Source organism: Streptomyces sp. NPDC058650, from assembly GCF_042717315.1.
Classification (GTDB): domain Bacteria; phylum Actinomycetota; class Actinomycetes; order Streptomycetales; family Streptomycetaceae; genus Streptomyces.
On sequence record NZ_JBHXRL010000038.1, the window covers coordinates 1 to 19219 of the forward strand.

Annotated in this window: 15 protein-coding genes; 8 read left to right on the top strand and 7 right to left on the bottom strand. The window is 73.1% G+C overall.

The window, feature by feature from the left end; all coding sequences use genetic code 11:
• Positions 1-143: 143 nt before the first annotated feature.
• Complete coding sequence (locus ACFWWU_RS36795) at positions 144-350, bottom strand: hypothetical protein (protein ID WP_384153425.1); 207 nt, start codon at positions 348-350, stop codon at positions 144-146.
• Positions 351-441: 91 nt separating this feature from the next.
• Here ACFWWU_RS36795 and ACFWWU_RS36800 point away from each other — a divergent pair, with 91 nt between their 5' ends.
• The 4 genes from ACFWWU_RS36800 (at position 442) to ACFWWU_RS36815 (ending at position 5451) form a co-directional block, all read left to right on the top strand.
• The gene (locus ACFWWU_RS36800) at positions 442-1644 is read left to right on the top strand and encodes a bifunctional adenosylcobinamide kinase/adenosylcobinamide-phosphate guanylyltransferase (RefSeq protein WP_384153427.1); all 1203 of its coding nucleotides are present in this window, start codon (positions 442-444) and stop codon (positions 1642-1644) included.
• Between the two features lie 46 nt (positions 1645-1690).
• Positions 1691-2803, top strand: coding sequence for a nicotinate-nucleotide--dimethylbenzimidazole phosphoribosyltransferase (gene cobT / locus ACFWWU_RS36805; RefSeq protein WP_384153466.1), 1113 nt, complete (start codon positions 1691-1693; stop codon positions 2801-2803).
• Between the two features lie 114 nt (positions 2804-2917).
• Entirely contained in the window at positions 2918-4681 is a 1764-nt protein-coding gene (locus ACFWWU_RS36810) for a phosphatidylglycerol lysyltransferase domain-containing protein (RefSeq protein ID WP_384153430.1), read from the top strand.
• Positions 4678-5451, top strand: coding sequence for a hypothetical protein (locus tag ACFWWU_RS36815; RefSeq protein ID WP_384153433.1), 774 nt, complete (start codon positions 4678-4680; stop codon positions 5449-5451). Before ACFWWU_RS36810 ends, ACFWWU_RS36815 begins: the two co-directional genes overlap by 4 nt.
• On the opposite strand, the gene ACFWWU_RS36820 is transcribed toward ACFWWU_RS36815, so the two are convergent.
• Positions 5379-6155, bottom strand: coding sequence for a hypothetical protein (locus ACFWWU_RS36820; protein WP_384153436.1), 777 nt, complete (start codon positions 6153-6155; stop codon positions 5379-5381). The genes ACFWWU_RS36815 and ACFWWU_RS36820 overlap by 73 nt on opposite strands.
• 25 nt (positions 6156-6180) lie before the next feature.
• Between ACFWWU_RS36820 and cobS the strand changes: the two genes are divergently transcribed.
• Complete coding sequence (gene cobS / locus ACFWWU_RS36825; protein WP_384153439.1) at positions 6181-6987, top strand: adenosylcobinamide-GDP ribazoletransferase; 807 nt, start codon at positions 6181-6183, stop codon at positions 6985-6987.
• 6 nt (positions 6988-6993) lie between these two features.
• Here the strand turns inward: cobS and ACFWWU_RS36830 are convergent, their stop codons facing one another.
• From ACFWWU_RS36830 to ACFWWU_RS36850, 5 genes are read right to left on the bottom strand one after another with little or no spacing between them, the layout of a single operon-like run.
• Entirely contained in the window at positions 6994-7785 is a 792-nt protein-coding gene (locus ACFWWU_RS36830) for an endo alpha-1,4 polygalactosaminidase (protein WP_384153442.1), read from the bottom strand.
• Positions 7782-8399 (bottom strand): spherulation-specific family 4 protein, encoded by a 618-nt coding sequence (locus ACFWWU_RS36835; protein WP_384153445.1) that lies wholly within the window; start codon positions 8397-8399, stop codon positions 7782-7784. The genes ACFWWU_RS36830 and ACFWWU_RS36835 overlap by 4 nt, the downstream gene beginning before the upstream one ends.
• 8 nt (positions 8400-8407) lie before the next feature.
• On the bottom strand, positions 8408-9832 hold the full coding sequence (locus ACFWWU_RS36840) for a hypothetical protein (RefSeq protein WP_384153448.1): 1425 nt from the start codon (positions 9830-9832) through the stop codon (positions 8408-8410).
• Complete coding sequence (gene pelF / locus ACFWWU_RS36845) at positions 9829-11382, bottom strand: GT4 family glycosyltransferase PelF (RefSeq protein WP_384153451.1); 1554 nt, start codon at positions 11380-11382, stop codon at positions 9829-9831. Before pelF ends, ACFWWU_RS36840 begins: the two co-directional genes overlap by 4 nt.
• Before the next feature lie 26 nt (positions 11383-11408).
• Entirely contained in the window at positions 11409-13427 is a 2019-nt protein-coding gene (locus ACFWWU_RS36850) for a hypothetical protein (RefSeq protein WP_384153454.1), read from the bottom strand.
• Positions 13428-13841: 414 nt separating this feature from the next.
• On the opposite strand from ACFWWU_RS36850, the gene ACFWWU_RS36855 reads away from it, so the two are divergent.
• The 3 genes from ACFWWU_RS36855 (at position 13842) to sucB (ending at position 19023) form a co-directional block, all read left to right on the top strand.
• A complete protein-coding gene (locus tag ACFWWU_RS36855; RefSeq protein ID WP_384153457.1) occupies positions 13842-15347 on the top strand; it encodes a leucyl aminopeptidase in 1506 nt (501 codons plus the stop codon).
• A 433-nt stretch (positions 15348-15780) separates the two neighbouring features.
• A complete protein-coding gene (gene lpdA / locus ACFWWU_RS36860) occupies positions 15781-17169 on the top strand; it encodes a dihydrolipoyl dehydrogenase (protein WP_384153460.1) in 1389 nt (462 codons plus the stop codon).
• Positions 17170-17232: 63 nt separating this feature from the next.
• Positions 17233-19023, top strand: coding sequence for a 2-oxoglutarate dehydrogenase, E2 component, dihydrolipoamide succinyltransferase (sucB, locus tag ACFWWU_RS36865; protein WP_384153463.1), 1791 nt, complete (start codon positions 17233-17235; stop codon positions 19021-19023).
• Positions 19024-19219 lie beyond the last annotated feature (196 nt).

A 19219-nucleotide genomic window follows, 5' to 3' on the forward strand; every position in this document is an offset into this window, starting at 1 on the left:
TTGGGGGGGGGGGGGGGGCGCGCTGGGGGCGGCGGGCGCGGCCCGCGGCGGCGCCCGGGGGGGGGGGGGGGGGGGGGGGCGCGGCGGGGGGGGGGGGGGGGGGGCGCCCCCCCCCCCCCCCACCCCTCTGGCTTCCGGGCGCTCTAGCCCTCCGCGTTCAGGGGCATCGGGCCGTAGATCTTGCTGCCGTCCTCCGAGAGCGTCACCTGGTCCGCCCCGCCGCCCAGGAGGTCACGCCAGTGCTCGCCGATCCAGCTCTCGGCGTCGCCCTGGGTGGTGAACTCCTCGGGAGTCACCACCGGCTCGACCTCCGTGCCGTCGGACTTCTCGAACCGCCACGTCCATGCCATGTCCGCCTCCAGGCGCTCACCGGATGATCGGTTTCCTGCCCGCAGCGTAGCCGGGCGCGCACGCCTCGCGGTGGCGCGGGAGGATCTGAGGGTGGAACTGACTCTGCTCGGCACCGGCGCCCCCCTCGGGCTCCCCCGCCCCGACTGCCCCTGCGCCGTCTGCGCGCTCTCCCGCGGGACCCGCGCGCGGGCCGCGACCGCGCTGCTCATCGACGGGGCCCTGCTGCTCGATCTCACCCCGGGGGCCGCGCTCGCGGCGGCCCGTTCGGGCCATTCGCTGGTGGGCGTGCGGCAGGTGCTGCTGACGCATCCGCACGACGGGCCCGCCGTGGAGGTGCCGGCCGGGCTGCCGACGGCCGGAAGGGTGCCGGACGGCCGGGAGTTGACGCTGATCAGCGGGCACCGGGTGCGGGCGGTGCCGATGGACTCCCCCGGCACGGGCTACGAGGTGACCTCCACGGACGGCGAGCGGCTGCTCTACCTGCCGCCGGGCGGGGCTCCGGCGGGGCTGCCGGAGGACCACGGCATGCCCTACGACATGGTCGTCGCCGATGTGACGGGCCGTCCGGACGCGCTGGCGCGGCTGCGGGCGACCGGGGCGGTCGGCCCCGCCACCGAGGTCATCGCGGTCCACCTGGACCACGACGTGCCGACGGGGGCCGCGCTGGACCGGCGGCTCGCGGCGGCGGGAGCGCGGGCCGTGCCGGACGGGACGACGCTGTACGTGGGCGAGTACCACGAGGTGCCGGACGTGCCCCGGCGGACCCTGGTGACCGGCGGGGCCCGGTCGGGGAAGTCCGTGGAGGCCGAGCGGCGCCTGGAGACCTTCCCCGAGGTGCTGTACGTGGCGACGGGCGGGACCCGGGAGGGCGACCCGGACTGGGCGGAGCGGGTGGGGCTGCACCGGGAGCGGCGGCCGGGTGCGTGGCGTACCACCGAGACCTGTGACCTCGTGCCCCTGCTCGCCGAGGACGGTCCCGCGCTCCTCGTCGACTGTCTGTCGCTGTGGCTGACGGACGCCATGGACCGCGTCGGCGCCTGGGACGACGAGCGGTGGGCGGACGGCGGGCAGGCGGCGCTGCGGGAGCGGACGGCGGAGCTGGTCGCGGCGGTGCGGGCCACGCGCCGCACGGTCGTCGCGGTGACGAACGAGGTCGGCTCGGGGGTCGTGCCGGGCACGGCGTCGGGGCGGCGGTTCCGGGACGAACTGGGCCGGCTGAACGCGGCCTTCGCCGAGGAGTGCGAGGAGGTCCTCCTCGTGGTCGCCGGTCAGGCGCTGGTACTGCGCGGGTAGGGTGCCACCACCGATGGCCCTCGCTGATTGTCTCAAGGCGGAACCCGTGAACCTGGACGACTTCTCCGATCTGATCGAGCGCCCCGACGGGGGGATCCGGCGTGACGCCGAGGAGCGCCGTGAGCGGCTGAGCGTGCCGCCGGGGGCGCTCGGCCGGCTCGACGAGCTCGGTGAGTGGCTGTCGGCCGCGCAGGCGACCGTGAAGGTGCGGGCGATCGAACAGCCGAAGGTGCTGCTCTTCGCGGGCGACCACGGGGTGGCCTCGCTGGACGTGTCGGGCCGCGCGCCCGGCACCGCGCACGAGCTGGTGCGCGCGGTCCTGGACGGGGCGAGCCCGATCGCCGTCCTGGCCCGCTCGATGAGCGTGCCGGTACGGGTCGTGGACGCCGGTCTGGACTGCGAGCCGGAGCTGCTGCCCGCCGATGTGGTGCGCCATCGGGTACGGCGGGGCAGCGGCCGGATCGACGTGGAGAACGCGCTGACGGTCGAGGAGACCGAGGCGGCGGTCCGGCTCGGCGTCGCGATCGCCGACGAGGAGGCGGACTCGGGCACCGATCTGGTGGTGCTCGGGGATCTGAGCGTGGGCGGTACGACTCCGGCGTCGACGCTGATCGCGGCGCTGTGCGGGACGGACGCCTCCGTGGTGACGGGCCGGGGCGGCGCGGGGATCGACGACCTGGCGTGGATGCGCAAGTGCGCGGCGGTCCGGGACGCGTTGCGGCGGGCCCGGCCGGTCCTCGGCGACCAGCTGGAGCTGCTCGCGGCGGTCGGCGGCGCGGACCTGGCGGCGATGACGGGCTTCCTGCTCCAGGCCTCGGTGCGGCGGATGCCGGTGATCCTGGACGGTGTGGTGGGGGCGGCCTGCGCGCTGGTGGCGCAGCGGGCGGCGTTCCGCGCGCCGGACTGGTGGCTGGCGGGCCAGGTGAGCGGGGAGCCGGCGCAGGCGAAGGCGCTGGACCGGATGGCGCTCAACCCTCTGCTCGACCACGGCGTCCATGTGGGTGAGGGAACCGGGGCATTGCTCGCGCTTCCCCTCGTCCAGGCCGCGGCGGCGTTCGCCGCGGAGCTGCCCGAGCGACCGGATCCGACCACTCCGGACGCCCAGGCCGCTCCGGACGCCGAGGGCGCTCCTCAGACCGAGGGCGTTCCGGAGGCCTGACGGGGAGTAGCGGGAAAGACGGATCGTCCGACTCCGGGGCGGCCACGCGCGACGCGCGCGTGGCCGCCTCCGGCGTCTCCGCACGACAAGTGATGCCCCATATGATCGCTTTTCATGGGAGAGGTCCGTTTGTCCGCCGAAGCAGCGCCCCGAGGCTCCACCGTCCGTTCGCGGCGCAGCGCCGCGTTCGCCGTCTGGTACCTGCGCGCCGTCACGTTCATCAACTTCCTGAGCGCCGTCTGGGTCTCGTTCGGACAGGACCTGCGCCGCCACAACGAGGACGATTTCTTCACCCCGTACATGCTCACCGCGGGCTTCGCCTCGGGCGTCTTCACGCTCTTCCTGGCGATCACCATGCGCCGCCGCAAGCGGGCCGCGTGGATCCTCAACACGGTGCTCGCCGGCCTGTTCCTGCTGCTCTTCGCCGTCGTGATGGTCTTCCCGGAGATCCGGCAGCACGCCCAGAACTGGGTCTCGCTCGCCCTGACCGCCGCTTTCGTCCTGGCGCTGCTCCTGGGCCGCAAGGAGTTCTACGCGAAGGGCGACCGCTCCAACCCGCTGCTCGCCGCGGTCGTCGCGGTCGGCGGACTGCTCGTCACCTCGCTGCTCGCCGCCGTCCTGGTCACCGTCACCAACACCTCCACCGCCCCCTCCACCTTCCTGGAGCGCTGGCGGTACGGCGTGATGCGGCTGGTGACCCTGGCCACCGACGAGTCGCGCTTCACCGGGATCACCACCCCCGGCTGGGTCGACGTCACCATCAACGTCCTGTCCACGCTGCTGCTCTTCGCGGTGCTGTTCGCCGCCTTCCGCTCCCGCCGGGCCGTCGACCCGCTGACCGAGGAGGACGAGGACAGGCTGCGGATCCTCCTCGACAAGCACGGGGACCGCGACTCGCTCGGCTACTTCGCGCTGCGCCGCGAGAAGAGCGTCGTGTGGTCGCCCAGCGAGAAGGCCGCCATCACCTACCGGGTGGTCGGCGGGGTCTCGCTCGCCTCCGGCGACCCGATCGGCGACCCCGAGGCCTGGCCCGGTGCGATCGAGCCCTGGCTCGCCGAGGCGCGCGAGCACGGCTGGATCCCGGCCGTGATGGGCGCGAGCGAGGAGGCCGGGGTGATCTACGCCCGGCACGGGCTGGACGCCCTGGAGCTGGGCGACGAGGCGATCGTGGAGACGGACGAGTTCACGTTGGACGGGCGGGCCATGCGAACGGTCCGGCAGGCCTTCAACCGGGTCAAGCGGGCCGGTTACGAGGTCCGTATCCGGCGCCACGAGGAGATCCCGGCCGAGGAGATGGACGAGCTGCTCCGCAAGGCCGACGACTGGCGGGACGGGGCGACCGAACGGGGCTTCTCGATGGCGCTCGGGCGGCTCGGGGACCCGCGGGACGGGCGTTGCGTGATGCTGGAGTGCACGGACGGGGAGGGTGCGCTGCGGGCGGTGCTGTCCTTCGTGCCGTGGGGCCCGAAGGGGCTCTCGCTGGACCTGATGCGCCGTGACCGGGACTCCGAGAACGGGCTGATGGAGTTCATGGTGATCGAGATGCTCCAGCGCGCCAAGGAGATCGGGATCACTCAGGTCTCGCTGAACTTCGCGATGTTCCGCTCCGTCTTCGAACGCGGCTCGAAGCTCGGCGCGGGACCCGTGCTGCGCCTGTGGCGCTCGCTGCTCAGCTTCTTCTCCCGCTGGTGGCAGATCGAGTCGCTGTACCGCGCCAACGCCAAGTACCGACCGATCTGGGAGCCCCGATTCATGCTCTTCGAGAAGAGCGCCGACCTGTTGCGCATCGGCCTCGCCGCCGGCCGGGCCGAGGGCTTCCTCGAAGCCCCAGGGCTGCCGAAGTGGCTGCACCGCAAGCACCTGGAGAGCGGGCGTTGAGCGGCTCCGTCACGCGTTTCGCGCACCGCGAGTGGGGCCCGCTGTTCGGCACCGTGCGGGCCGGGCTCGTCGCACAGAAGTGGGGGCACCTCCCTGCTCGAGCGAAATCGAGAGCTTGGGGGAGAGCGGTCCCGATGACGCTGGCCGCCGTCTGTCTGACCGCTCTCTTCCAGCTCGTACAGAACCAAGACTGGGGCTACCAGCCGGTCCAGAACATCGGTTCCGTACGGGCCGAGGACCCGCTGTGGCTCGCCCTGCTGCGGACCCCGCTCTCGCTCTTCGTCCCCGCGCTCGACCTGCCCGTGTGGGGCGCCCTGGCCCAGGTCCTGCTGGTGTTCGGGATCGCCGAGATCTGCCTCGGGCGGTGGCGGACGCTCGCCGTCGCCTATCTGGCCACGCTGTCCGGGACGCTGTACGCACGCGTGGGCATCGCCCTCGGGCCGGACAACCCGCTCGGCCTCCCCGCCACCGACGCGCAGGTGGTCGACACCGGTCCGTCGGCGGCAGTGGTGGGCCTCGCCGTCTACGTCTGCTGGCGCTACCGGGCGTGGTGGACCGGCGGTGCGGTGGTCGTGGCCATGGTCGTCGAGGTGATCATCAAGCCGAATCTGGCGGGCAAGGAGCATCTCGCGGCCATCGCGGGCGTCCTCGTCCTCATCGGCGTCCAGGCCTGGCGGGAGCGGGGCAGGGACCGGGGTCAGGACGGCGGGTCGGAGGGGGTCGAACCCCGGCCCGGGACCCGCTCCTGGAAGCCGCCGATCAGGTCCTGAAAGCGGCGCCGCACCTTGGTCCAGCGCTTGTCGTGGCGGTACGTCCGGATGCGGGAGCGGGCGCGGGCCCGGTGCCGGCGGCCGTAGAAGCGCCGGGACCACCAGGAACCGGAGCGGGCCAGGCGGACGGCTCCGACGATCGCCACGAACGGGACCAGGACGCCCATCACGGCCATCCGGAACTTCCCCTTGACCAGGGTGATCAGGACGAGGAGGAAGTTCAGCGCGACGGTCAGGAGGAAGGTGACGCGGTCCTGGCGTTCGTCGGCCGTCAGGTCGTCGACGCCGAGCGGGGAGAAGCCGCTCAGGGCCAGGCCGACCAGGGCCGCGGTGAGCACGACCACCTCGACGCTCTTGCGGCCGTCGTCCGTCCAGTACACGTCGTCGAGGTGGAGGATCAGCGCGAACTCGTCGAGGACGAGCCCCGCGCCGATCCCGAAGACGACGGCGAAGACCGCCGCGCCGAGGCCGTGCCGGCCGCTGCCGACCGCGCCGAAGCCGCCGATGACGGCGAGGACGACGCCGGGCACGACGTGATGGATATGGAGCCCCCCGGAGGAGACGTTCTTGAAGGGACCCTTCCCGGCCCTGATGAGCCGGGTGACGGTCCGGGTGACCAGGAATGTCAGGACGAACGAGGTCAGAGCGAGCAGCGTCGGGAGCTTCCCCGGCTCGACGATGTTCCGGGTGAACCAGTGACCCATGCCACCCCGTTCCGATTTGAGCGTTATGCGTAATCTACCGTCCGGGGGCGGCGATTACCCTGCCCGGATGGACGGCCTGCGTTTCGCTTTCGGCACCCTCACCGTGCTCCCCGCCCGCATCACCCGCTGGGACCGGGACGCGGCGCGCGCCGGCATGCTCTGCGCACCGCTCGCCGGCCTCGTCGTCGGCCTCACCTCCGCCGCGCTCGGCGGGACGTTCCTGCTGCTGGGCTCGGGCCCGCTGCTCGCGGCCGTGGTCGCCACCGCCGTCCCCGCCTTCCTCACCCGGGGCCTCCACCTCGACGGCCTCGCGGACACGGCGGACGGCCTCGGCAGCGCCAAGCCCGCCGAGGACGCGCTGCGCATCATGAAGCAGTCGGACATCGGACCGTTCGGCGTCATCACGATCCTCCTCGTCCTGCTCGCCCAGGTCGCCGCGCTCGCCCGCCTGTACGACGAGGGCTGGGCGCACGGCGCGGTCGCCGCCGTCATCGCCGCGACCGTCGCCCGCCTCGCCCTCACCCACGCCTCCCGGCACGGCGTCCCCGCGGCCCGCCCCGAGGGCCTCGGCGCGATCGTCGCGGCGACGGTCCCGGTCCGCTCCGCGACCCTCGCGACCGCGCTCGTCCTGGTGGCGTGCGCGGGCGCGGGCCTCCTCTTCTCCCCGTACGACGCGGTACGCAACGTCCTGGCGGCCGGCGCCGCCCTGTGCGCGGCGGCGCTGCTGCTGCGCCGGTGCGTGCGGCGCTTCGGCGGGGTGACGGGCGACGTGTTCGGCGCGCTGGAGGAGACGGCGGCGACCGTGGCGCTCGTGGTACTCACCCTGGGGTGAGCGGCGCTAGCAGGGCTTGCGCCAGACGCCCAGCTCGTACCGCTTCTGCATCGAGCTGAGGCCCAGCTTTCGGGCCTGGGGGCAGAAGTCGCGGGCGTCCCGCTCGTACTCGACGTGGAAGACCGCCTTGCCCGCCGCGACGAACGGGGCCAGGCGGCCGCACTCGTCGTACTCGGCGCACTGTTCGTTGACCGCGAAGTCGAAGTCCGGGAGCAGCCGCGGGATCTGGTCCAGGTCGTTCTTGAGTCCCACCGCGAGGCCCCGGTCGTGGGCCAGGCGGGCCATGAGGCGGTTGTAGCGGAGCTGGTCGGCGGCGGTGAGGGGGAAGCCGGTGCGGTTCTCGTAGCCGTCCATGTTGTCGGGTTCGACGGCGTCGAAGCCCTTGTCCCGGCACATGTCGAGCCGCTTCGCCATGAGGGGTTCGAGGACGTCGGTGCGGCGGATGTCGAGCCAGCGCTCGCCCTCCCAGCCGTTGCTCTCGCCGAGGACGGACTTCGGGAAGCGGGCGGCGTCCGGGCGGAAGTCCTCCCAGGCGCCGGTGGAGAGGTAGCAGATGACCTTGCGGCCGCGGGCGTGCAGGTCCTTCACGGTGGACGCCGGGTGGTCGAAGCCGTCGATGTCGTACACCGGGACGTCGACCGTCGGGTCGAGGCGACCGCTGAGCTGCCACTGCCAGGCCAGGCCGGGTTTCGGCCGCCAGCGGTCGTCCGGTGACGGTTTCGGGTCGGGTTCGGGGGCCGTCGTACAGGCCGTGGCCAGCAGCAACAGGCCCGCGAGCAGGGGCAGGAGGCGTCTCATCGGGCGGGCTCCAGGAGGTGCGGCAGGGTGCCCCAGGGGTGCGCGCCCGTGCCGGGGACGGCACAGTGCACCGGGGTGGCCGGGCGGACCCCGGGCGGGGCCGCGTAGACGAGGTGGCAGTAGTGCGGGGCGACCGGGAGGTCGAGCGTCCGGTACGTGTCCCAGGGGCCCTCGAAGGTGACGAGGAGGTCGGCGAACTCCTCGTACCCCGGGTCCGGGTGGGCGCCGTGGTTGAGGACGAGGGTCGCGGCTCCGGCGGCCCGGGCCGCGACCGCGACGCGCCGGTAGTGGGCGAGGGCGCCGGGCGCCGTCGTCACCTGGTCGAGGAAGGTCCCGTCGGCGCCGTACCAGTCCCGGTGCCGGAGCAGTTCGGTGACGACCTCGGCGTGCGGGCGCCGGCCGTAGGCGGTGTCCACGTACCCGAGGACGCGGACGCCGGCCTCCCGCAGCCGCGCGGACACCTCGGCGAACGCCGGGTCGGGCGCCTCGCCCGCGCCGCTCGCCGGGTTGAGGACGACGCCGTGGAGGGAGGGCGCGGCGGCGACGAGGGCCGACCAGGCCTCGGGGCGGTCGGCGGGGTGCTCGTAGTAGGGCACCAGGAGGGTGGGCGTCACGGTCACCCCTACGCGCGGTGGGCGGTCGGTCGTACCAGCAGAACACAGGTGAGGACGGCGAGCAGCGCCGCCGCTCCCCCGGTCGCCACCGGGCCCGCCACGGGCAGCGCGGTCTGCGCCGCCGCCGCGACCAGGCAGACGGCCGCCGCGCTCGCCACCGCGCCGAAGGCCTGGAGCAGCAGTCCCAGCCAGAGCACGGTGCCGATCAGGAGCAGGGTGACGAGGCGCGGGAGCGTCGGCCAGGGCGCCCCCGGCCACGCCAGGGTCGCGGCGAGGGTGAGGCCGACGAGGACGGTGAGGTAGCCGCCGAGGCAGAGGACGAGGGTGCCGGTGACCGCCCTGCGGAACTCCCGGGCCGTGGTCAGGGTCCGCAGCCGGGTCAGGCTCTCGCCCCGGAAGCGGTGCAGCAGCCACTCGGCCGGTCCCATGGAGAGGGTGAGGGCGACGACCGCTCCGGCGCCGCTCACCAGGGTGTCGCCGATGCCCGCGTGGAGGACGAGCAGTCCGCTGCCGAGGCCGAAGAGTCCGTACGGGAGGGAGGCCGCGCGCGGGGGCCCGCCCCGGCCCGCCGCCGCGCGCCGCGCGCCCGGCCGGAGCACGAGCGCCGCGAAGGTGACGGCGGCGGTGAGCGAGGTGAGGAGGAGCCCGGCCCGCAGGAGGTCGGGCAGGTCCCAGCGGAAGGCGGGGAAGGCTCCGGCGAGCGGCAGCAGGGCGCAGAGCAGGGCCCGTTCGCGGCCGAGGACCAGGAGGACGGTCGCGGCGGCGAGGTAGACCGACTGGCCGGCGGCGAAGAGGGCCGCCGGGATCTCGCCGGGTCCGGCGGCCGCGAGCGCGACGGCGGATCCGGCGAGGGCGCCCGCCGGGGCGCCGGTGAGCAGGGCGCGGGCGGCGGCGGGCCGGTCGCCGAGGCCGAGCCAGGTGTACGCGCGGTGGGACAGGGCCTGGTTCCACACCCAGCCGGTGACGGCCCCGGCGAGGAGCGGAACCGTTCCGCCGGGGAGCCCGAACCGGCTGTGCTCCCCGGCGAGGAGCGGCGCCGCCAGGACGTAGGCGAGGCCGGGCAGCGCGAAGACGAGCCCGCGCAGGAGGCAGCCCGCGAGTTCGCCGTGCCAGGGTCCGGCGGGCGGCGCCTCCGGGGCGGGGTGGCGCCGCTCACCGCGGGCGTAGAGGTCCTCGGCGAGGGTGAAGGAGTCGGCCCTGCCGTAGGTGAGGCGGATGTGGTCGTCGGTCATGCCGTCGGATTCGAGGAGCGCGGCGATCTCGTCCGGGTGCACGGCGACGGCGACGAACGCGTCGAGCCGCCCGGCGAGTTCGTCGAGGGGGTCGACGGCGAGGCCGGGGGGTGCCGTCGGCGCGTCCTCCCGCCGGGGGCGGGGGATCGCCGGGAGCGGCGTCCCCGCGACCGGGGGTTTCAGCCAGAGGGAGCCGCTCATGCGGGGGTGCCTCCCACGACGAGGGGCGCGGGGGCGCGGCGGGGGGAGGGGATGCGGACGGTCCACGCCTTCGGGGCGGGGTGGAGGCGGGGGGCCGGGCGTTCGCCCGCCAGTTCGCGGTAGATCTGGCGGAAGCCGTCCACCGAGCGGTTCAGGGTGAACCGGTCGATGACCCGCTGCCGTGCCAGGCGGCCGAGTTCGGCGCGCCGGGCTCCGTCCCTGAGCAGTTCGGTGACGGCGGCGGCCATGACGGCCGGTTCGCGGGGCGGGACGACGATCCCGGTGTCGCCGACGGCCTCCCGTACGCCTCCGACGTCCGTCGAGACGGTGGCCCGGCCGCAGGACATGGCCTCGATGAGGGAGAAGGGGAATCCCTCGCTGATGGAGGAGAGCATGACGACGCTGCCGGCCGCGTAGGCGCGGGGCACCTCGGAGACGCGGCCCTCGAAGGTGATGCCGTCGGTGACGCCGAGTTCGGCGGCGAGCTTCTCCAGGCGGGTGCGGTAGTCCTCGTTCCCGGCGGGGACCGGGCCGAACAGCCGCAGCCGCAGCTCGGGGAGTTCGGCGCGGCAGATCGCGTAGGCCCGGATCAGGGTCTCCAGGTCCTTGATGGGGTCGACCCGCCCGCACCAGCTGAGGGTGGGGGTCTCGGGTTCGGGTCCGGCCTCGGGGAAGAGGGCCGGGTCGACGCCGTTGTAGACGGTGCGGATGCGGTCGGCGGGGGCGCCGCCGCGCTCCTCCCAGCGCCGGTTGTACTGGTTGCAGGGGGTGATGAGGTCGGCCTTGCGGTAGCCGAGCGTGTTGAGCTCGCGGTAGAAGCCGAGCATGAGGGCCTTGACCGGCCAGCGCTGCGTGTCGGTGCGGTAGCCGAGGTAGCGCTCGCGGAGGTAGATGCCGTGTTCGGTGAGCAGGAAGGGCACCCCTTCGAAGTGCTGTGCGGCGAGGGCCGGCAGCGTGGCGAGGCCGCTGGAGACGGCGTGGGCCACGCTGCCGGTGGCTATCCGGGCGGCGAGCGGGCGCAGGGCGTGTTCCAGCAGGTCGGTGGCGGTGAGCGCGTCGTGGACGGTGGGCCGGGCCGCGAGGGTCGGCAGGTGCGGCATGGTCCAGATCCACATCAGGGAGCGCAGGGCCGGTTCGGAGCGCAGGGCGGGGGTCAGCCGTCCCTGCCGGGCCAGTTCGGCCAGCTCGTACAGGCTCGTGCCGAAGTCGCAGCCCGCGCTCGGGTCGAGGAGGGCGAGCAGCAGGCGTTCGTACGTGTCGAGGAAGCGGCGGCGTTCCCGCCCCCGCAGGGGCCGGCGCGCCCGGTCGAACAGGCCGGGCGCGGCCGGTCCCTGGGGGTGGCCCCAGAGGGGGAACGCGGTGTGCCGGGTGATGTTGGGCGGCAGCTCCCAGGTCACGGGTTCGCGGCCGTTGCCCGTGAGGGCGAGGATCTCGAAGTCGACCTCCGGCATGCCGCGGACGAGCTGGTCGCACCAGGTGCTGACGCCGCCGTGGACGTGCGGATAGGTGCCTTCGGTGAGCATGGTGACGTGACGGCCACTGCTCGGCATGTGCGGTTCCCCCCAGGACGTGCTGGTCAGGCGGTCGGGAGCGTGAGTGTGACGGCGGTCTGGAGCAGTTCGGGTGCGGCCCAGGCGGAGCGGGTGCCCGCGTAGGCCGAGCCGAAGACGGTCGAGCCGAGAAGGGCCTGCTTGCGGGTTCCCTCGGGTGCGGTGACGGGCACGGTGAGGCCGGCCGGGGCCTTGACGGTGACCGTGGCGCCGATGCGGTAGGCGGTGACCTTTCCCGCGGCGATCGCCTGGTCCCAGGCGGCACGGCGGTTCAGCTCGGTTCCGACGTCCTTCTGACGCGGGTTCACCAGGGGTGCGCTGGGTGCGAACAGGGCCCGGTAGTCGGAGAGTACGCGGTCGAGTACGGGGTAGAGGAGCCGTTCCTCGGCCAGGTTGGACTGGTGCACGTAGTGCGGGCGGGGGTCGTTGCCGAGCACGTGGGAGAGGGCCGTGCGGGCCTCCTGCGGGACGATCCGCTCGGCGTATCCGGTGGTGACGGGGAGCGGGGCGGGCAGGCAGGTGGACAGCGGGTTGTCCTCGCAGATGCCGCTGCCGCCGTGGGCGCGGGAGGTGTAGATCCAGTTGTACTCGTCGGTCATCTCGGCGGCGGTGCCCACGTTGTAGTACACGTTCATGGGGTGGCGGGGCACGGTCTTCGCGGCGGCGGTCCCGGTGCCGACGGAACGTTGCTGCGGTTCGCGGGAGTTGTCGCTCGCGGTCCATTTCACGCCGTTGTCGGCGAGGGCGCCGGCGAGGTTCGGATTGTCGACGGGCTGCTGGGGCAGGGTCCTCAGACCGGAGTGCTCGCCGGTGACGAGTTCGGAGCGGTCGACGGAGATGCCCTTGCCCACGGCCCAGTTGTGGTTGTTCCGGATCTGGCCGGAGAGCTCGGAGCGGCTGACCCAGAGGGTGTTGCCCGAGATGTCCTTGGCGCACTGCCAGGGGACGGTGGTGTTGTCCTGGACGCAGCCGAGGAAGGGGTGGGTGTAGGTGTGGTTGATCCACCGGTACTGGGCGCGGTCCGCGAGGAGCCGCGTGGTGAGCGGGTCGGTGCCGCCGTGCTCGGTCTTCCACTGCTCGCCCTGGCCGCCGTTGTAGACCATGTCGAGGGTGAAGCCGGAGGCCTTCTGCCAGGCGGCGGCGTACTGGGCGTCGGCGGCGGTCATCCGGATGGGATCGACGCCCTCGCCGTCGTCCTCGACGCAGTCGAAGTCGCCGGGGGTGCAGTTGAGCGTGGAGTCCCAGCGGGCGTCGGGGGCGAAGACGTCGTCGACGTGGACGGAGAGGTAGTTGCGGCTCTGGCCGAGGTGGACGCCCTGGGTGAGCCATTCGACGATGCCGCGCGCGAGGGCCCGGAACTGCCGCTGGTACTGGTTGTAGGCGAAGGTGACGACGAGCTCGCGGCGCCCGTCGGCGGTGTACTCGCCGACGAGACTGGCCCGGCCGCCGCCCTCGACGGGGACGTCGAGGTAGCTGGTGAAGCCGGCGCGGGGGCGGCCCGCGTAGCCGTAGCTCTCGGCGATCGCCGGGTCGTTGTCCTCGAAGGTCAGCGCCCCCGCGAGGTACCGGAAGGGGCCCGTCTTCCCGGCTGCGGTGACCCCGGCCGTGGTCCCGTCGAGGACGCCGGACCAGCCGCCCTCGTTGGTGTAGTCGAGGCCGACGCCCGGGTGCGACCAGGTGTAGGCGTCGACCTGCGGGATCCCGAAGGTCCGCTCGTACGCCTGGAGCGCGGTGTGCTCGGCGGAGTCGGGGCCGAAGGCGCTCTCGTGGGGCAGGACGACGCCCTGGTACTTGGCGCGGGGGCGGCCGTCGAGGGTGTCGCTGAGGAAGGCCGTGTCGAGGACCGGGCGGTTCGGGTCGTTGAGGTCGATCCTGCGGTACGGGACGCCGGAGCCCTTCAGCTCGGCGGTGATCGCCCCGACGGCGCTGCCGCCGTCGTCGACGACGAGGACCGTCAGGTCGACGCGGGGTACCGGGGCGGCCACGGCCTGCGCGGACGGCAGGACGGTGGCGAGCAGCGCGGCGGCGGCGAGCGCGGCGACCATGGGGGCACCTCCCAGGCCGAAGGCTCTGGGGGAGGTGCGGGGCGCGGTACGGGGTGCGGTGCGGCGGGCGGTTCTGGGCGTGCGGATTCGGCCGGAGTCCATCGGTGGTGTCCCCCCTCGGCAGGCCCGTCCGGGCCGAGGCCGGACCGGCGGACCTGTGGAGATGATGCAGATGGCGCAAGGGCGAGTGCGTCGCCTTGCAGGAATGAGGCGAGTGTGGACGAGCTCACCGAGCCTGAACGGTAAACATGAAAGAGACACCACGGATGAGTGAATCACTGCCGCCGTGAGCGAACGCCGCGAGCGAGCGTAGGCTCGTTCTCGGCGCTCTCCGGGCCGAAATACGATGCGGCGGGCACGGTCGGCCCATCCCTCGACCGCCACAGAACTCAATGGAAGCGAGAATTCACCACCGTGACTGCTCTCACTCTCAGCACTGCCGGTGCGGCGACGCTCCGCGCCGACGCCCTCGTGGTCGGCGTCGCGAAGACCGGGAAGACGCTCGTCGTCGCCCCGGGCGCCGAGGCCGTCGACAAGGCCTTCGACGGCCGGCTCGCCGCCGTCCTGGAGACCCTGGGCGCCTCGGGTTCCGAGGGTGAGGCGATCAAGCTGCCCGCGCCCGCCGGACTCAAGGCCCCCGTCGTCCTGGCCGTCGGCCTGGGCACCGCCCCCGAGGACGGCGAGTCGTTCGGCGCGGAGACCCTGCGCCGCGCCGCCGGTACGGCCGCCCGCACCCTGACCGGCTCGAAGAAGGCCGCCTTCGCGCTGCCGATCGCCTCCGCCGAGGACGCGGCCGCCGTCGCCGAGGGCGCCCTGCTCGGCGCGTACGCCTACACCGCGTACCAGGAAGCCAAGGACGCGAAGAAGCCGCTGGCCGAGGTCGCCCTGCTCGGCGCCAAGCCGCGCGACAAGGCGTACAAGGCCGCCGCCGAGCGCGCCCAGGCCGTCGCGGAGGAGATGAACCGCGCCCGCGACCTGATCAACATGCCGCCGAACGACCTCTACCCCGAGTCGTTCGCCGCCATCGTCGCGGCCGCCGGCAAGGAGCACGGCCTCAAGGTGCAGGTGCTCGACGAGAAGGCGCTCGACAAGGGCGGCTACGGCGGCATCCTCGGCGTCGGCAAGGGCGCCGTCCGCGGCCCGCGCCTGGTCCGCGTCGCCTACACCCACCCGAAGGCGGAGCGGACCCTCGCCCTCGTCGGCAAGGGCATCACCTACGACTCCGGCGGCATCTCCCTGAAGCCGGCCGGCCACAACGAGACGATGAAGTGCGACATGAGCGGCGCCGCCGCCGTGTTCGCCGCCGTCGTCGCCGCGTCCCGCATCGGTCTCGCCGTCAACGTCACCGGCTGGCTCGCCCTCGCCGAGAACATGCCGTCCGGCAACGCCACCCGCCCGGGTGACGTGCTGCGCATGTACAGCGGCAAGACCGTCGAGGTCCTCAACACCGACGCCGAGGGCCGGCTCGTCCTCGCCGACGCGCTGACCAAGGCCTCCGAGGAGCACCCGGACGCGATCGTCGACGTGGCGACCCTGACCGGCGCCATGGTGCTGGCCCTGGGCAACCGCACCTTCGGCATCATGGCCAACGACGACGACTACCGCACCGCGATCCACGAGGCCGCGGAGGAGGTCGGCGAGGCGTCCTGGCCGATGCCGCTCCCGGCGGACCTGCGCAAGGGCATGGACTCCCCCACCGCCGACATCGCCAACATGGGCGAGCGGATGGGCGGCGGCCTGGTCGCCGGTCTCTTCCTCCAGGAGTTCGTGGGCGAGGGCATCACCTGGGCCCACCTGGACATCGCGGGCCCGGCCTTCCACGAGGGCGCCCCGTACGGGTACACCCCGAAGGGCGGCACCGGCTCCTCGGTGCGCACCCTGGTGAAGCTGGCCGAGCGCACGGCGGCCGGCGAGCTCTGAGCTCCCCTCTCTTCAGGGCTCGGCTCGCCTCCGGGGCGCTTGAGCCGCTGTGGGGGCACCCCCGGACGAAGTCTGGGGGAGGTCGATCGTGCTCGGTCGCTGCGCGACCTCCGCGCGTTCTCCCCTTCGACAGCGGCGCGCCCCTTCGGCTCGCTCGCCCTCGTGGCGAAGGCCCTGGGCAAGGCGCCCGGGGCCTTCGCGACTGTTCGCTCGCGACGAAATCCGTAGGTTCGTACGCTGGGGCGATCCCTCCGTACGGACGATCGGCCGTCTCAGAGCACGGCCCCGCGTCCCGCCATCCGTCAACAAGTGCGAAGATGGGTTCTCGGCAGGACAGGGCCCCCACCACAGGGCCGAAATAAAGCGGCCGAACACCAGCCGCCGCCCGGTCACTGAAGACCGGCGACGAGCGCACATGCATGGAGGACGTGACGTGGCGAACGACGCCAGCACCGTTTTCGACCTAGTGATTCTCGGCGGCGGTAGCGGCGGTTACGCCGCGGCGCTGCGCGGAGCGCAGCTGGGCCTGGACGTCGCACTGATCGAGAAGAACAAGCTCGGCGGCACCTGCCTGCACAACGGCTGCATCCCGACGAAGGCCCTGCTCCACGCCGGCGAGGTCGCCGACCAGGCGCGCGAGGCGGAGCAGTTCGGTGTCAAGGCCTCCTTCGAGGGCATCGACATCAAGGGCGTGCACAAGTACAAGGACGACGTGATCTCGGGCCTGTACAAGGGTCTGCAGGGTCTCGTCGCCTCCCGCAAGGTGACCTACATCGAGGGCACCGGTCGCCTCTCCTCGCCGACCTCCGTCGACGTCGACGGCCGTCGCGTCGAGGGCCGTCACGTCCTCCTCGCCACCGGCTCCGTACCGAAGTCGCTCCCCGGCCTGGAGATCGACGGCAACCGGATCATCACCTCGGACGACGCGCTGACCCTGGACCGGGTCCCGGAGTCCGCGATCATCCTCGGTGGTGGCGTCATCGGCGTCGAGTTCGCCTCGGCGTGGAAGTCCTTCGGCACCGACGTGACGGTCATCGAGGGCATGAAGCACCTCGTCCCGGTCGAGGACGAGAACAGCTCGAAGCTTCTTGAGCGCGCGTTCCGCAAGCGCGGCATCAAGTTCAACCTCGGCACCTTCTTCCAGTCCGCCGAGTACACCGACGGCGGCGTCAAGGTCACCCTGGCCGACGGCAAGACCTTCGAGGCCGAGGTGCTGCTCGTCGCGATCGGCCGCGGCCCGGTCTCCGCCGGTCTCGGTTACGAGGAGCAGGGCGTCGCGATGGACCGCGGCTACGTCCTGGTCGACGAGTACATGCGTACCAACGTGCCGACGATCTCGGCCGTGGGCGACCTCGTCCCCACCCTCCAGCTCGCGCACGTCGGCTTCGCCGAGGGCATCCTCGTCGCCGAGCGTCTCGCCGGTCTGAAGGCCGTGCCGATCGACTACGACGGCGTGCCGCGGGTGACGTACTGCCACCCCGAGGTCGCCTCCGTCGGCATCACCGAGGCCAAGGCCAAGGAGATCTACGGCGCGGACAAGGTCGTCGCCCTCAAGTACAACCTCGCGGGCAACGGCAAGAGCAAGATCCTCAAGACCGCGGGCGAGATCAAGCTCGTCCAGGTCAAGGACGGTGCCGTGGTCGGCGTCCACATGGTCGGTGACCGCATGGGCGAGCAGGTCGGCGAAGCGCAGCTGATCTACAACTGGGAGGCGCTGCCGGCCGAGGTCGCGCAGCTCATCCACGCCCACCCGACGCAGAACGAGGCGCTCGGCGAGGCCCACCTGGCCCTGGCCGGCAAGCCGCTGCACTCCCACGACTGACGCTCATCGTCATCACAGGGCGCGACGACCACTTTCCGCAATTCGTTAGGAGCAACTGAAACCATGCCGGTTTCCGTAACCCTGCCGGCGCTCGGCGAGAGCGTCACCGAGGGCACCGTCACCCGCTGGCTCAAGGCCGAGGGTGAGCGCGTCGAGGCCGACGAGCCGCTGCTCGAGGTCTCGACCGACAAGGTCGACACCGAGATCCCCGCCCCCGCCTCGGGCATCCTGGCCTCCATCAAGGTCGCCGAGGACGAGACGGTCGAGGTCGGCGCCGAGCTGGCCATCATCGACGACGGCACGGGCGCCCCGGCTCCCGCCGCCGCCCCGGCCGCCGAGCCGGCCGCCGCCCCGGCCCCCGTGACCGAGGCCCCGGCCGCTCCGGCCGCTCCGGCGCCGGTCGCCGAGGCCCCCGCCGCGGCTCCGGCCGGCGGCGCCGCCGCCGGTACGGACGTCGTGCTGCCCGCGCTGGGCGAGTCCGTCACCGAGGGCACCGTGACCCGCTGGCTGAAGTCGGTCGGCGAGACCGTCGAGGCCGACGAGCCGCTGCTGGAGGTCTCCACGGACAAGGTCGACACCGAGATCCCGGCCCCGGTCTCCGGTGTCCTCCTGGAGATCGTCGTCGCCGAGGACGAGTCCGCTGAGGTCGGCGCCAAGCTGGCCGTCATCGGCGCCGCGGGTGCCGCTCCGGCCGCGCCCGCCGCCCCGGCTCCGGCCGCCCCCGCCGCGGCCCCGGCCCCGGCCGCCCCCGCCGCGGCTCCGGCCCCGGTGGCTCCGGCCGCCCCGGCTGCGGCTCCGGCCCCCGTGGCTCCGGCCGCCCCGGCCGCGGCTCCGGCTCCGGCCCCGGCCGCGCCGGCCGCCCCGTCGCTCGCTCCGGCCCTGGTCACCCCCGTCGCCCCGGCTCCGGCTGCGTCCTCGGAGGACGGCGCCTACGTGACCCCGCTGGTCCGCAAGCTCGCCACCGAGAACGGTGTCGACCTTGCGGCCGTCAAGGGCTCCGGCGTCGGCGGTCGCATCCGCAAGCAGGACGTCCTCGCGGCCGCCGAGGCCAAGAAGGCCGCCGCTGCCGCCCCCGTCGCCGCCGCTCCGGCCCCGGCCGCCGCGAAGGCTCCGGCCCTCTCGGTCTCCCCGCTGCGCGGTCAGACCGTCAAGATGACCCGCATGCGCAAGGTCATCGGCGACAACATGATGAAGGCGCTGCACGGCCAGGCCCAGCTGACCTCGGTCGTCGAGGTCGACATCACCAAGCTGATGAAGCTGCGCGCCCGCGCCAAGGACGCGTTCGCGGCTCGTGAGGGCGTCAAGCTCTCCCCGATGCCGTTCTTCGTCAAGGCGGCGGCCCAGGCGCTGAAGGCCTTCCCGGTCATCAACGCCCGGATCAACGAGGACGAGGGCACGATCACCTACTTCGACACCGAGAACATCGGTATCGCGGTGGACTCCGAGAAGGGTCTGATGACCCCGGTCATCAAGGGTGCGGGCGACCTCAACATCGCCGGTATCTCGAAGAAGACCGCGGAGCTGGCCGGCGCCGTGCGCGCCAGCAAGATCACGCCGGACGACCTGGCCGGTGCGACCTTCACCATCTCCAACACCGGTTCGCGCGGCGCGCTGTTCGACACGATCATCGTGCCCCCGAACCAGGTCGCCATCCTGGGCATCGGCGCCACCGTGCGCCGCCCGGTCGTCATCGACCACCCGGACCTGGGTGAGACGATCGCGGTCCGCGACATGACGTACGTCGCCCTGTCCTACGACCACCGTCTGGTGGACGGCGCCGACGCCGCCCGCTACCTGACGGCCGTCAAGGCGATCCTGGAGGCCGGCGAGTTCGAGGTCGACCTCGGCCTGTAAGGACCTGTCAGGACTTGTCAGGCCCCGTAAGGGTCCTGCGAGGCCACGTGAGGGCCGGCCCACCGGTCGGCAACGTAACGAGCCTCACCTGCGGCGGCGCCCCCCCCCGCGGTATTGGGGGGGGGGGGCGCGCCCGGCGGGGTGGAGATCAACAAAAAAAGCACCCCCGACAAGGGAGCAGAGCAGATATGGTATG

What these genes read in the sequence shown, in the direction of transcription:
- ACFWWU_RS36795 (WP_384153425.1), bottom strand. Translation starts at nt 350, where the DNA reads ATGGCATGGACGTGGCGGTTCGAGAAGTCCGACGGCACGGAGGTCGAG.
- ACFWWU_RS36810 (WP_384153430.1), top strand. Translation starts at nt 2,918, where the DNA reads ATGGGAGAGGTCCGTTTGTCCGCCGAAGCAGCGCCCCGAGGCTCCACC.
- ACFWWU_RS36820 (WP_384153436.1), bottom strand. Translation starts at nt 6,155, where the DNA reads ATGGGTCACTGGTTCACCCGGAACATCGTCGAGCCGGGGAAGCTCCCG.
- cobS (WP_384153439.1), top strand. Translation starts at nt 6,181, where the DNA reads ATGCGTAATCTACCGTCCGGGGGCGGCGATTACCCTGCCCGGATGGAC.
- ACFWWU_RS36830 (WP_384153442.1), bottom strand. Translation starts at nt 7,785, where the DNA reads ATGAGACGCCTCCTGCCCCTGCTCGCGGGCCTGTTGCTGCTGGCCACG.
- ACFWWU_RS36840 (WP_384153448.1), bottom strand. Translation starts at nt 9,832, where the DNA reads ATGAGCGGCTCCCTCTGGCTGAAACCCCCGGTCGCGGGGACGCCGCTC.
- pelF (WP_384153451.1), bottom strand. Translation starts at nt 11,382, where the DNA reads ATGCCGAGCAGTGGCCGTCACGTCACCATGCTCACCGAAGGCACCTAT.
- ACFWWU_RS36850 (WP_384153454.1), bottom strand. Translation starts at nt 13,427, where the DNA reads ATGGTCGCCGCGCTCGCCGCCGCCGCGCTGCTCGCCACCGTCCTGCCG.
- sucB (WP_384153463.1), top strand. Translation starts at nt 17,233, where the DNA reads ATGCCGGTTTCCGTAACCCTGCCGGCGCTCGGCGAGAGCGTCACCGAG.